This window comes from Streptomyces sp. NPDC014676 (assembly GCF_043084105.1).
Taxonomy (GTDB): domain Bacteria; phylum Actinomycetota; class Actinomycetes; order Streptomycetales; family Streptomycetaceae; genus Streptomyces.
In genome coordinates, this window is record NZ_JBIBZI010000002.1 from 444464 (window position 1) to 457966 (window position 13503).

Consider the following 13503-nt stretch of genomic DNA (forward strand, 5'->3'; position numbering starts at 1 on the left):
AGGCGTCAGATCGTCGCCGTGTCGATCACGAAGCGGTAGCGGACGTCGCTGTTCAGGACGCGCTCGTACGCCTCGTTGATCTCGGCCGCGCCGATCAGTTCGATCTCCGCGCCGATGCCGTGCGCGGCGCAGAAGTCCAGCATCTCCTGGGTCTCGGCGATGCCGCCGATCATCGAACCGGCGAGGGTCTTGCCGCCCCCGATCAGCGAGAAGAGGTTGAGGGCGACCGGCTCCTCGGGAGCGCCCACGTTCGCCAGCGTGCCCTCCGTCTTCAGCAGGGACAGGTAGGCGTTGAAGTCCAGCGGGGCCGACACCGTCGACACGATCAGGTCGAAGGTGCCCCGCAGCTCCTCGAAGGTCTTCGGGTCGCTGGTGGCGTGGTAGTGGTCGGCGCCCAGCTTGAGGCCGTCGTCCTTCTTGCGCAGGGACTGCGACAGCACCGTCACCTCGGCGCCCAGCGCGTGCGCGATCTTGACGCCCATGTGGCCGAGGCCGCCCATGCCGAGGACCGCGACCTTCTTGCCGGGGCCGGCGCCCCAGCGCTTCAGCGGGGAGTACAGGGTGATGCCGGCGCACAGCAGGGGCGCGGCGACGTCGAGGGCCAGCCCGTCGGGGATGCGGACGACGTAGTTCTCGTCGACGACGATCTTCTCCGAGTAGCCGCCGTAGGTGGGCTCGCCGTTCCTGTCCACGGCGTTGTACGTGCCGACCGTGCCGCTGCCGGTGCAGTACTGCTCCCGGCCGGCCCTGCAGTTGTCGCACTCCCGGCAGGAGTCGACCATGCAGCCGACGCCCACGCGGTCACCCACCCGGTACCGGGTGACGCCGGGGCCGACCTCGGACACCACGCCGGCGATCTCGTGGCCGGGGACCATCGGGAAGATCGCCTCGCCCCAGCCCTCATGGGCCTGGTGGATGTCGGAGTGGCAGATGCCCGCGAACTTGATGTCGATCAGGACGTCGTGCTCGCCGACCGCGCGCCGCTCGACGGTCGTCCGCTCCAGCGGAGCCTTGGCGGCGGGTACGGCGTATGCGGCAACAGTGGTCATGCCGGGTGCTCTCCTCGTGAGGTCGTGCGCCCGGCTGCCTTCTGTCCGGCCGGACACGGCCTCCAGCCTGCGACGACGTCCCCGGCTTACCCAGACCACGGTTCTGCCTACGTTGGCTGTGCGTACCACTGACGGGGACAGGATGGTGTGCGTACGACCGGGAATACTGGAGTCATGGACGAACGGCACACCCACCCGGCCGGCCCCGCGAGCGGCGGCCTCGACCCACGGGCGGAACTCAGCGAGTTCCTGCGCACCCGGCGGGCCCGGCTGAAGCCGGAGGACGTGGGCCTGCCGGACTTCGGACGGCACCGCCGGGTGCCGGGCCTGCGCCGCGAGGAGCTGGCCCAGCTCGCCGGGGTGTCCGTGGCGTACTACACGCGCCTGGAGCAGGGCAACGGGCAGAACGTGTCGGCGGAGGTGCTGGACTCGATCGCGCGCGCCCTGCGCCTCACCGACGCCGAGCGGTCCCACCTCACGCATCTGGCGAAGCCGAAGCGGCAGAAGCGGAAGCCGACGGCCCGCGCCCAGCAGGCCCGCCCCGCGCTGCGGCATCTGCTGGAGTCGATGGACGCGGTTCCGGCGTACGTGGTGGGCCGGCGCTCGGAGATCCTCGCCTGGAACCGGATGGCGGCGGCGGTCTTCGGGGACTGGGGGCGGCTTCCGGCGCAGGAGCGGAACTGGGCGCGGCTGGTGTTCCTGAACCCGGACTACCGCGAACTGTTCGTGGAGTGGGAGCAGAAGGCGTACGACATGGTCGCCTATCTCCGCATGGACGCGGGTTACCACCCGGACGACCCGCAGCTTTCCTCGCTGGTGGGCGAGTTGTCCGTGAAGAGCGAGGAGTTCCGCAGGCTGTGGGCGGCGCACGACGTCAAGGAGAAGAGCCACGGCGTCAAGCGCGTCCGGCATCCGCTGGCCGGTGAGCTGACGCTGCTGTGGGAGTCGTTCCGTCCGGCCGGTGACGACACCGGGCAGTCGCTGGTCACGTACTTCGCGGAGCCGGGTTCGCCGTCGGCGGAGGCCCTGAGGCTGCTGTGCAGCTGGGGCACGGACGCCCGGCGGGCCGGGGCGGACGCCACGGCTCCCTGAGGCGGACGCCACGACCCCTGAGGCGGACGGCCACGGCTCCCCGGGTCCGGGATCACCGCGACTTCCCGGGACGGGCGGCCACGGCTCCCCGGGTCCGGGATCACCGCGGCTTCCCGGGGCGGGCGGCCACGGCTTCCCGGGGTGGGTGGCGGCTCTCAGCCCTCGACGCCCGGATCCTCCCGCACCGGCCTCCGCACCACCGGCAGCCGGGGCCCGGCGCCACGGAGGCGACGCGCCCCCCTTCGCCTCCCCTTCGCCCCGCTCCGCCGGAGCGGGCGTCCACCCCGGCCCCGGAGAACACGGAACGGCCCGCCGGAAGGGAAGTCCTCCGGCGGGCCGTCCGCTCACGGACTACTTGCCGTAGTACGCGTTGTAGACCGAGATCGTCGACGTGTTGCCCTTCTTGTCGGCGATCTTGGCGCGGAAGGAGACGGCCTTCCCCTTCGCCGGGTTCTTGACGGTGATCTTCCCCTTCGTGACCGTGGTCTTCTTCCAGGTCTTGCCGTAGTCGTAGGACACGTACACCGACAGGGACTTGAGGTTCTTGCCCTGGGCGGCGCCCTCGACGGTGACCGGGAACGTGGCCTTCTTGCCGGCCGTCACCTTGCTGTCCAGTCCGGTGGCCGCCTGGAAGCGGGCCGTGGAGACGGGCAGCTGCTTCAGCTCGGCGGTCTTCTTGGAGCGGAAGGTCCAGCTCGCGTCGATCCGCGTGGAGGCGGCGGCGACCTTGGCGCTGCGCTTGACCGAGGTGGTCAGCCTGTAGGAGGCGTCCGCGGACGGGACCTTGAACTCCTTCTCGCCGAACAGCGGGTCGTCGTGCGTGCCGACCTTCTTGCCGTCGCGGTAGAGGCTGGTGGTGACCGACGTGAACACCGAGGATCCGGCGTGGCCCTTGCCGTCCGCGAACAGCGGGACCAGCCCGGAGATGCTGTTGCCGTCACGGAAGACGCCGTAGTCGGAGGTGAGGCGCGGCCCGAAGACGGCCGTGTTCACGGTCTCCTGGTACGTCTTGCCGCCCTTGTAGCCCTTCGCGTAACCGATGACGTAACCGGCGTCCAGGGCCGGCCAGCCCTCGGCGTCGGCCCCGCCCTGCTGCTCGAAGTCGAGGTCCCACTTCACCCCGGCCACGGTGGACAGGTGCAGCGTGCGGGTGCCGGGCAGGCTCTGCGGGTTGCCGAACGAGGAGGCGCCGCTGCTCCCGGGCAACGTGCCGAAGGGGCTGACGACGCCCTTCTTGCCGCTCGCCGCGGCGCCCATGCCGACCTTCACCGTGGCGAACTCGCCGGCCTTGTAGTTCCGGGTGTAGCCGGTGGCGAGGTTCTTCACCTTGGCGCCGGTGACGGTGCTGTACTGCTCCTTGGCGCCCTTGCTGAAGTGGGCGTCCCACTGCTGGCTCAGCGAGCCGTCGGTGATCTGCGGGCCGAGGTGGGCGGAGCGGAAGTTGTCGTACGAGTCCAGCCACCAGCCGAAGCGGTAGGCGGAGTCGTCGGTCTCGACGGTGTAGTCGGCGGAGGCGAACTCCTGCTTGACTCCCTTGTCCGGCACGGTGATCCTCACCGGCTTGGCCTTGCGGGCGTCCAGGGTGATCGTCGTGTTCTTGGTGACGTTCAGCTTCGGCTGGGCGAGCCAGTCGGCGCCCTCGTACTTCTCCGAGGCGGGGTCGGGGTTGACGTAAATGCCGGTGTCCAGGACGTAACCGCCCTTGGGTACGCGGACGGTGACGGTGCCGTCGGCCTCGTAGGGCTGGTACCACCGGTCGGTGGCCAGGCCGGAGACGCCGGCGAGGTTGGCGACGTAGTTGGCGGCCGGCTTGCCCGCGCGGTCGAGGAACTTCAGCGTCACGTCGTACGACTCGACCTCGCGCTGCACCGCGGCGGCCGTGCGCACGGTCTGCCCGTCGCCCGTCGCGACCACGTACGCGGAGTAGGCGCCGTCGAGCGTGCCGCCCAGCCTGGTGTCGACGGTCGCGTCCACGGAGGCCGTGCCGCCCGCCGGGACGGTGACCGTGGTGGCACCGAGCTTGAAGAAGCCGGCCGGGGCCGCCTTGCCCTGGGGGCCGGTCGCCGTCGACGTCAGCTTCAGCGTGACGTCCGTCGTGCCGAGGTTGCGGTAGGTGAGCGTCTTGGTGACCGGCTTGTCGTCGGTGTGCGGCCACTGCTGGACGCCGAAGTTCAGCGACACCGGGTCGGCGATCACGGTCTGCTTGATGGCCTTGTCGACCTGGACGCGGCCCGAACCCTGCTCGAACGGCGTGTACGTGCCGCCCTTGGTGGAGCCGGTGAGCGCGCCCTTCAGCTCCGTGTAGGTCCACTCGGGGTGCTGCTGCTTGAGGATCGCCGCCGCGCCCGCGACGTGCGGGGTCGCCATCGACGTACCGGAGATGGTCATGTACCCGGCCGGCGTCTCGCCGACCTCCTCGGCGATGGCGTTGCCCTCCGCCGAGGCGGCCGTGATGTCGACGCCGGGAGCGGTGACGTCCGGCTTGATGGCGCCGTCGCCGACGCGCGGGCCGGTGGAGGAGAAGTCGGCGAGCGCGTCCTTGTCGTCGACGGCGCCGACGGTGAGGGCGGCGTCCGCGCTGCCGGGCGAACCGATCGACTGCGGGCCCTCGTTGCCGGCCGCGATGGCGAACAGGACGCCCTTCTCGGCGGAGAGCTTGTTGACGGCCGCTTCCAGCGGGTCGACCTCGGCGGTGTCCATGCCGCCCAGGCTCATGTTGACGACGTCGGCGCCCTGCGCGGCCGCCCACTCCATGCCGGCGAGGATGCCGGAGTCGTCGCCGAAACCGGCGTCGTCGAGGACCTTGCCGTTGAGGATCTTCGCGCCGGGCGCGACGCCCTTGTACTTGCCCTTGGACTGGGCGCCCGTGCCGGCCGCGATGGAGGCGACGTGGGTGCCGTGGCCGACCTTGTCGCCGGCGGTGGCCGCGGAGGTGAAGTTCTTGGACTCGGTCACCTGGCCCTTGAGGTCCGGGTGGGTGGCGTCGACGCCGGTGTCGAGGACGGCGATCTTCACGCCCTTGCCGTCGTAGCCGGCCGCCCAGGCCTTCGGGGTGCCGATCTGCGCCACCGACGTGTCGAGGGAGGCCTTGCGGACCCCGTCGAGCCAGACGTGGGCGATGCCGGAGGCGGTGCGGTCGCCGTCGGTGACGGCGTCCCACAGTTCGGGCGTGTCCTCGTGCGGGGTCTGTACCGCGTCCGCGTTCAGGGACTTCAGGGTCCGGCGGACCGTGCCCGCGTCACGGACGTCGGCCTTGGCGGTCCGGGCGCCGCCCTTGTAGCCGACGATGACCTTCAGGCCCCGCTGCTGGGAGCCGCGGGTCGTGGCCTTGTTCAGCTCGGTGACGTCGAACAGCCGCTGGTCCAGCCTGCCGCTCGCGATCAGCCGGGCGGCGTCGGCCGGCAGCACCAGGGTGTGGCCGTCGGTGCGACGGACCTGCACGGGTATGTGCTCCCGGCCCTCGGCCCGCTCCAGGCCGACCACGCGGCCCTTGGCGTCCACGGCGACCCGGTCACCGGTGATCAGCGTGATCCGGTGCTTGGCCTTCACCGCGGACGTCTCCGTCGAGGAGGCGGCGGCGGTCGTGCGCTCCCCGTTCGCCGACGCCGGGCCGGCCATGCCCGCCGCGAGCGCCACGGCGGTCGCCGTGGCGACCGTGGCCGCGCACGCTCTCTTCACTTGTCTGCGCAAGGTTCCCCCCTAGCGGGATCGCCGGGTGGACTCGATGCCACCCGGCCGGGGGTGGTCTCGTACGCATGTGCGCACCCCCCGGATCTCGCAGTATGCCGAGGGGTGATCAAGCGTCTCAAGGAAAGCCGGAAAGGGTGCGGAAGTCGCCGGGTGACTGTAACGCCACCGCCGGAACTCCGTTACACAACCGCGTGGTTGACGCCCTTCCGGTCAGGCCTTCGGGTTCTCCCTCACGGTGATCCGCCCCTTGCGGATCGTCGCCAGGCGCGGGGCCGCCTTCGCGATGGCCGAGTCGTGGGTGACCATGACGAAGGTCAGCCCCAGCTCCTTCCACATGCGGATGAGTACGTCCATGATCTCGTCGCGCGTCGACTCGTCGAGGTTTCCGGTGGGTTCGTCGGCGAGCAGCACCTTCGGCTCCTTCACCAGCGCCCGCGCGATGGCCACGCGCTGCTGCTGACCGCCGGACATCTCGCCGGGCAGATGGCCCAGCCGCTCGCCCAGACCGACCGACGCCAGTGCCTCGGCGGCCTTCTCCCGGCGCTCCTTGGCCTTCACGCCGAGCGGGACGAGCGCGGTCTCGACGTTCTCCTGCGCGGTGAGCGTGGGGATCAGGTTGAACGACTGGAAGACGAAGCCGATGTTCTCGCTGCGGACCCGGGTGAGCCGGGCCTCGGGCAGCTTGGCCAGGTCGGTGCCGTCGAGGACGATCTCGCCGGAGGTGGGCCGGTCGAGGCCGCCGAGCATCTGCAGCAGCGTGGACTTGCCGCCGCCGGTGGGGCCCTGGATGACGAGCCGGTCGCCGTCGGGGATGGTCAGGTCGATTCCGTCGAGGGCGTGGACGGTCTCCTTGCCGCGCGTGTAGCGCCGGGTGACGCCGCTGAGTTCGTACATGGTTCTGCTCCTGGATCGCGTACGGGGGTGGGGGGCCCGTCCGCTGCGGGCGGGCCCCGGTTGCCGGTGCCGGGCGGGTGCTACTCGACGCGGCGGAGCGCGTCGGCCGGCCGCAGCCGGGAGGCGCGCCAGCCGCCGAAGGCCCCGGCGACGAGACCGCCGGCCACGGCGAGGCCGACCGCGAGGGCGAGGGTGGTGAGGCTGACCGGTGCGGTGAGCGCGACGTCGAGGGTCCTGGCGGCACTCTGCCGTCCGGGGCCGCCCATGCCGCCGCCACCGGGTCCGCCCGCGCCGCCACCGCTGCCGCCGCCGAGCTGGGCCTGCAGGGTGGGGCTGACGGCGGTGACGGCGTACGCGCCCGCCAGGCCGAGCGCGATGCCGAGGGCGCCGCCGATCAGGCCCTGGACCATGGACTCACCGACCACCTGCCGGGTCACCCGGCCGGACTTCCAGCCCAGCGCCTTCAGGGTGCCGAACTCGCGCACCCGGCGGGAGACGGCGGAGGAGGTGAGCAGACCGGCGACGAGGAACGCGGCCACGAGGACCACGATCGACAGCCACTTGCCGACGCCGGCGGCGAGCGAGGAAGCGGTGGACAGGGAGCCGGAGACGGTGTCCGCGAGGTCGGCGGAGGTCGTGACGGTCGTACCGGAAATGTTCTTCTGGATCCCGGACTTGACGCTGTCGATCTGCTGGGAGTCGGTCGCCTGGACGTAGATCGTGGTGACCTTGTCCTTGGCGTCGGCGAGGGTCTGTGCCTGCTTCAGCGGCAGGTAGAGGTTGGCCGCGGCGTCCCCGCTGGTGGCGGTGGCGATGCCGATGATCTTGTACTCGGTGCCCTTGACGGTGACGGTGTCACCGGTCTCGAGCTCCTTCTCCTTGGCGTAGGCGGAGTCGGCGACGGCGACCTCGGCATTGGTCTCGGTCGTCTTGAAGGTGCGTCCGTCGGTGATCTCGGAGGAGGTCAGCGGGCCGAGGGCGGGCTCGGTGACGTCGGTGCCGTAGACGGAGTAGCTGTTGACGTCGAAGTCGGCGCCGCCGCCCTCGACCCGGCCCTCAGGGGAGGACTGGCCGCCACCGGGACCGCCGCCCTGGCCGCCCTCGGCGCCCTGGCCGTCCTGCTGGAACTGACCCCGGGTGAACTCGCCGCTCACCTTCATGACCTGGAGGCTGAGTCCGCCCACCGCGTCGGCGACGCCGTCCTGTTCGCCGACCTTGGTCACGGTGGAGCTCGCCAGGGTCTGGAAGCCCTGCACCATGACGCGGTCGCTGCTCTGCTCCTCGCCGGAGCCGTCGGCCTGGGCGTCGAACCGGAACCGGGGGCGTTCGCCGGTGGTCTGGGCCTCCGCGGCCTTGGTGACCGTCATGTCCGTGCCGAGTCCGTACAGGGACTGCAGGACCTTCTCCTGCGCCTTGCCCATGCCGGAGGAGACGGAGTCGACCACGATGACCAGCGCGATGCCGAGCGCGAGCCCGGAGGCGACGACGAGGGCCGCCTTTCTGCGGCGGCGCAGTTCGCGCCTCAGGTAGGTGAAGAACATGGCGGCAAGCTAGGGACGGCGGGTGATGAAGCGGTAAGCGCTCCATAAGAGCCCCATGAGAAGAAGACCGATGCCGCCGCCCGCTCCCCGTGAGGGGCGGACGGCGGCATCGGCCGGGTGGTGGGGTGGAGCGCCGCGCGTGCGCGGCCGGCGTCAGACCGCCGAGCCCGCCTTCCACTGCTCCCAGCTCATGTTCCAGCCGTTGAGGCCGTTGTCCGGGGCGATGGTCTTGTCGCCGGTGTTCTGGACGACGACCACGTCACCGATGATCGAGTTGTCGTAGAACCAGGCGCCCGGCGTGCTCGGGTCGTTCGCGCCCTTGGTGTCGGACAGGCCCACGCAGCCGTGGCTGGTGTTGACGCTGCCGAAGATGGACTTGTCGCCCCAGTAGTTGCCGTGGACGAAGGTGCCGGAGGTGCTCAGACGCATGGCGTGCGGCACGTCCTTGATGTCGTACTCGCCCTTGCCGTCGTCGTCGGTGAAGCCGACCGTCGCGCCGTTCATCCGGGTCTCCTTGAACTTCTCGGAGATCACCATCTGGCCCTCGTACGTCTTGTTCTCGGGCGCCCCGGCGGAGATCGGGATGGTGCGGACGGTCTTGCCGTCCTGCGTGACCTTCATCTGCTTGGTCTTGGCGTCGACGTACGTCACCTGGTTGCGGCCGATCTTGAAGGTGACCGTCTTCTGCTGGACGCCGACGACGCCCTCGGCGCCCTCGACACCGTCGAGCGCCAGCTTCAGCGTGACGGTGGAGTTCTCCTGCCAGTACTCGTCGGGCCGGCAGTCCATGCGGTTGGCGTTGAACCAGTGGCAGACGACCTCCTGGCCGCTGCTGCTGGTGACGGTGACGCCCTTCTGCACCTCGGCCTTGTTGGTGATCGCCTTGTCGAAGTTGATCGACACCGGCATGCCGACGCCGACGGTGGCGCCGTCGTCCGGGGTGAAGGTGCCGATGAAGCTGTTGTCCGGGGCGACCGTGGTGAACGAGGCGTTCTCGTGGGCGGCGAGGCCCGCGGCGTCCTCGGCGGTGGCCGACAGCTTGTAGGTGGTGGCGCGCTCGAGCTGGGCGCTGGGCTTCCAGCTCTTCTTGTCGGCGGATATCTCACCGGCGACGGCGGTGCCGTCGGCGGTGGTCATCTTCACCTCGGTGAGCGTGCCCTTGGCCACGGTCACGGTGGCGGAGTTGTTGATGGAGGCGTTGTTGGAGCCGTCCTTGGGCGTGATCTTGATCTGCGCCTCGGAGGACTTCTTCGCCGCCGCCTCGTCGACCTGGGCCTGTGAGCCGCCCTTGTCGCCGTCGCCCGAGGCACCGTCGTCGCCGCCGGAACACGCCGAGAGCACCAGTACTCCGCCGAGCAGAGCGGACGCGGCCGCCAGACCCCTGCGCCGCTTACCGTCCGTCATCACACGCTTCTCCATCGTTGCCGAATCCCAACCCCACGAGGCCTCGTCGCGAAGACAAGGAAGCTCGTCCACAATCTTCAACGCTACGACCGGGTGCTCCCGTTCCCCACGGTCCGCGGGTGTGGGGCTCGCCACGTCCACAGGGCGGACGGTGAGGGTTTCCGGTCGGTGCTCCGCCGCTTGAGACGTCAGGACCCCGGTGGCGGTTGCCGTCCGGGGTCACGATTTCCCCAAAACGCCTCAGCCGGCCCGTCCCGCCCCGTCCTCGTCGTCGTAGGGCTCGTCGTCATCGTCCTCGTCGAGGTCCCACTCCGGCGAGTCGGGGTCGTAGTCGATCTCCTCTCCGCTCCAGGAGGCCTGGAGCAGCTCCACGCCCGGCACTTCGCCGAGCAGGGCGAACGGGTCGACGAGCTGGGCGAGGGCCTCCGCGGTGTCCTCCGTCACAGCGCTCTCGGCGTGTGCCCGTTCCTCGTCCGGAATGCCTTCGTCGTCCGCGATCCTGTTCAGCGCGGCTCCGGTCACCGCCTCCTCGTCGTCGATCTCGAGGACGAGTTCCACGCGGAGCCGTACAAACCGTGATGTCTCTGGGGTGCTCATGTCCGGAGCGTACGGCCCCGGGCGCCCGTGACTTTCCTGTGACCCGCGACTTTCACTAACATCTGCCCACACGGCCAATTCGCCAGCGCCACAAGGGGATCGATATTCCGTGTCTTCCGCGCTCCGTCCGTTGCTGACCGCCACCGCCGCGGGCACCCTGCTGTGTGCCCTGTGGTTCGTCCCGTCCGCGAACGCGACTTCGAACACACCGGTGGCCGACACGGTCTCGGCGAGTCCGTCTCCGCAGGTCACGCAGCAGGCGAGAGTCGTGTCGACGTCCGTCGACGGCACCGGCGAGGACGTCCGTCTCGCGGACACCGGCAGCTTCGACAGCACCCCGTACATCGCCGGCGGCACGGCCTGCCTCGCCCTCGGCGCCGGTTTCGTCGTCTACTCGGTGCGCCGGGAACGCCTGGGTCTGTGACGTCCCCGCAGGGGCCCGGCACAACGGCCGCCGGGCCCCGGACGCTTCAGCTCAGCGGGCCGGTGACCGTCTCCACGGCCGCGACCAGCCGCCCGTCCCGCACGAACGCGTCCGCCGCCGCGAGGTCGGGAGCGAGGTAGCGGTCCGCGCCGGGTCCGCCCACGCCCGCCTCCCGCAGGGCCGTGACGACCGCCCGCGTGGCCGGCGCCGGGGTCAGCCCCTCGCGCAGTTCCACGGCCCGGGTGGCGGCGTACAGCTCGACGGCGACGACCCGGGTGAGGTTGTCGACGGCCGTCCGCAGTTTGCGCGCCGCCGACCAGCCCATGGAGACGTGGTCCTCCTGCATCGCGGAGGACGGGATGGAGTCCGCCGACGCCGGTACGGCGAGCCGCTTCAGCTCGCTGACCAGGGCGGCCTGCGTGTACTGGGCGATCATCAGTCCGGAGTCCACGCCGGGGTCGTCGGCGAGGAAGGGCGGCAGCCCGTGGCTGCGGTTCTTGTCCAGCAGCCGGTCGGTGCGGCGCTCGGCGATGGAGGCGAGGTCGGCGACGGCGATGGCGAGGAAGTCCAGTACGTAGGCGACCGGCGCCCCGTGGAAGTTGCCGTTGGACTCCACCCGCCCGTCGGGCAGCACCACGGGGTTGTCGACGGCGGCCGCGAGTTCGCGCTCGGCGACCAGCCGGGCGTGCGCCAGGGTGTCCCGGCCGGCGCCGGCGACCTGCGGGGCGCAGCGCACCGAGTAGGCGTCCTGGACGCGGGGCGCGTCGTCCTGGTGATGTCCCGTCAGTCCCGAACCCTCGAGTACGGCGAGCATGTTGGCGGCGCTGGCGGCCTGGCCGGGGTGCGGGCGGATGGCGTGCAGCTCGGGGGCGAGCACCTTGTCGGTGCCGAGCAGCGCCTCCAGGCTCAGGGCGGCCGTGACGTCGGCGGACTTGTACAGGAGGTCCAGGTCGGCGAGGGCCATGACCAGCATGCCGAGCATGCCGTCGGTGCCGTTGAGAAGGGCGAGCCCTTCCTTCTCGCGCAGTTCGACGGGCTGGATGCCGTGCTCGGCGAGCAGTTCACCGGCCGGCCGCACGCTGCCGTCGGGGCCCTCCGCCTCCCCCTCGCCCATCAGCGTGAGGGCGCAGTGGGACAGCGGGGCGAGGTCGCCGGAGCAGCCGAGGGAGCCGTACTCGTGCACGACCGGGGTGATCCCCGCGTTCAGCACGTCGGCCATCGTCCGCGCGACCTCGGGCCGGACACCGGTGCGTCCGGAGCAGACGGTCTTCAGCCGCAGGAACATCAGCGCCCGCACGACCTCCCGCTCCACGCGCGGCCCCATGCCGGCGGCGTGCGAGCGGACGATGTTGCGCTGCAGCTGAGCACGGAGCTCGGGGCTGATGTGCCGGGTCGCCAGGGCGCCGAAGCCGGTGCTCACCCCGTACACGGGGTCCGGTTTGGCGGCCAGGGCGTCCACGATCTCGCGGGACGCGGTGAGGGCGGCCACCGCCTCCGCGGACAGTTCGACGCGGGCGCCGCCGCGCGCCACGGCGAGCACGTCGGACGCGGTCGTCCCGGACGTCCCCACCACCACAGTGTGCATACTCATATTCAGGAGCGTACGCACTGAATTCAGCGATGTCACCCCTGGAAACCGCTGTCACCCCTTACCGAGGCGCTACGGCGAATGCCGCCCCCGGAACCGGCGCCGCTCCCCGTCCACCGCCCGCGACGGCTCGTCCGCCAGCCGTACGACGGGATCGTCCGGCCCCTCCCGTCCGGCCACGACGGGATGCGCGGCGCGCTCGGCCTTGGCCCGGTACTGCGCCGCGTCGGCCAGCCGGAACAGCCGCCGGGCGGAGTGCACCGGCCCGACGGGATCCTCGGTGGACGCCACCCCGCAGGCGACCCCGTCCCCGATCCCCAGCTCCACGGCCCGCCGGCACACCTCGTCGGCCGCCTTGACGACCTCGTCGGCCGGCGGCCCCACCGCCAGCAGACAGAACTCGTCCCCGCCGAGCCGAGCCGCCAGGGCCCCCGGCAGCATGGCCCCGCACAGCGACAGCACGGTCCCGAACCGCTCAAGGAGCCGGTCCCCCACGGCGTGCCCCAGCGTGTCGTTGACCCGCTTCAGCCCGTTCAGATCGCACACCACGAGGCTGACCACGGCCCCGTCGCGCCGGTGCCGCTCCACGGCCTCGTCGAGCCGCGCGTCCACGGCACGCCGGTTGGCCAGCCCGGTCAGCGAGTCCGTGTACGCCAGCCGCCGGGCCTCCTCCAGCCGCTCGGTCTGCGCCAGCCCGGCGGCCACGACGGCGGCCAGGACCGTCGCGAAGTCGGCGTCGCCCCGCCCGAAGACGGGCACACCGGCCGGCCGGGCCACATACAGCTCGCCCCAGGCCCGCCCGTGCAGCACGATCGGCGCGACCACACAGCACCCGCGCCCCCGCCGCCTGAGCGCGGCCACCCGCTGGTGGCAGTACCCGGCGCGCCCCGCCGAGGGCCCCTCGGCGGTCTCCACCCACGCGTCGGGCTCACCACCCCCCGCCCACCGCTCGTGCAGGAACTCGGTGATCTCGGCGAACTGATGCACCGGGTAGGACTCGTCCTCCGGGAACTCCTCCTCGTCCTCGGCCAGCTCTCCGACGTTCACCAGGACCCGCAGCCGCCCGAGCTCCCGCTCCCACACCGACAGGGCGGCGAAGCTCCCGCCCAGCGCCCGGCAGGCCCCGCCGGCCGCGGCCCGCCAGGCGTCCCGCGAACCGTGCGCGGCGGCCATGCCCTGGGCCAGCGCCACCACGGCCGCCAGCCGGCTCTCCTCACCCATGAC

General features: G+C 71.4%; 10 protein-coding genes. 2 read left to right on the forward strand and 8 right to left on the reverse strand.

What is annotated here, in order from left to right; translation table 11 throughout:
* Positions 1–5: 5 nt before the first annotated feature.
* Positions 6–1049 carry an NAD(P)-dependent alcohol dehydrogenase gene (locus ACF1DX_RS06465; protein ID WP_391790089.1) on the reverse strand — a complete coding sequence of 348 codons (1044 nt, stop codon included), beginning with the start codon at positions 1047–1049 and terminating at the stop codon, positions 6–8.
* 174 nt (positions 1050–1223) lie between these two features.
* On the opposite strand from ACF1DX_RS06465, the gene ACF1DX_RS06470 reads away from it, so the two are divergent.
* Positions 1224–2141, forward strand: a complete 918-nt coding sequence (locus ACF1DX_RS06470; protein WP_391790090.1) for a helix-turn-helix transcriptional regulator — start codon at positions 1224–1226, stop codon at positions 2139–2141.
* A 351-nt stretch (positions 2142–2492) separates the two neighbouring features.
* On the opposite strand, the gene ACF1DX_RS06475 is transcribed toward ACF1DX_RS06470, so the two are convergent.
* From ACF1DX_RS06475 to ACF1DX_RS06495, 5 genes are all read right to left on the reverse strand, one after another.
* Entirely contained in the window at positions 2493–5759 is a 3267-nt protein-coding gene (locus tag ACF1DX_RS06475; RefSeq protein ID WP_391790464.1) for a S8 family serine peptidase, read from the reverse strand.
* Between the two features lie 282 nt (positions 5760–6041).
* Positions 6042–6725, reverse strand: coding sequence for an ABC transporter ATP-binding protein (locus ACF1DX_RS06480; protein ID WP_391790091.1), 684 nt, complete (start codon positions 6723–6725; stop codon positions 6042–6044).
* A gap of 80 nt (positions 6726–6805) precedes the next feature.
* Positions 6806–8266 carry an ABC transporter permease gene (locus ACF1DX_RS06485; protein WP_391790092.1) on the reverse strand — a complete coding sequence of 487 codons (1461 nt, stop codon included), beginning with the start codon at positions 8264–8266 and terminating at the stop codon, positions 6806–6808.
* 153 nt (positions 8267–8419) lie between these two features.
* On the reverse strand, positions 8420–9670 hold the full coding sequence (locus tag ACF1DX_RS06490; protein ID WP_391790093.1) for an Ig-like domain-containing protein: 1251 nt from the start codon (positions 9668–9670) through the stop codon (positions 8420–8422).
* A 240-nt stretch (positions 9671–9910) separates the two neighbouring features.
* Positions 9911–10267, reverse strand: coding sequence for a hypothetical protein (locus tag ACF1DX_RS06495; protein WP_391790094.1), 357 nt, complete (start codon positions 10265–10267; stop codon positions 9911–9913).
* A 109-nt stretch (positions 10268–10376) separates the two neighbouring features.
* On the opposite strand from ACF1DX_RS06495, the gene ACF1DX_RS06500 reads away from it, so the two are divergent.
* Entirely contained in the window at positions 10377–10691 is a 315-nt protein-coding gene (locus ACF1DX_RS06500; protein ID WP_391790095.1) for an LAETG motif-containing sortase-dependent surface protein, read from the forward strand.
* A gap of 46 nt (positions 10692–10737) precedes the next feature.
* Here ACF1DX_RS06500 and hutH read toward each other — a convergent pair whose 3' ends face one another.
* Both hutH and ACF1DX_RS06510 read right to left on the reverse strand, forming a co-directional pair.
* Positions 10738–12276 carry a histidine ammonia-lyase gene (hutH, locus tag ACF1DX_RS06505; RefSeq protein WP_391790465.1) on the reverse strand — a complete coding sequence of 513 codons (1539 nt, stop codon included), beginning with the start codon at positions 12274–12276 and terminating at the stop codon, positions 10738–10740.
* Positions 12277–12351: 75 nt separating this feature from the next.
* On the reverse strand, positions 12352–13500 hold the full coding sequence (locus ACF1DX_RS06510; RefSeq protein ID WP_391790096.1) for a diguanylate cyclase domain-containing protein: 1149 nt from the start codon (positions 13498–13500) through the stop codon (positions 12352–12354).
* Positions 13501–13503 lie beyond the last annotated feature (3 nt).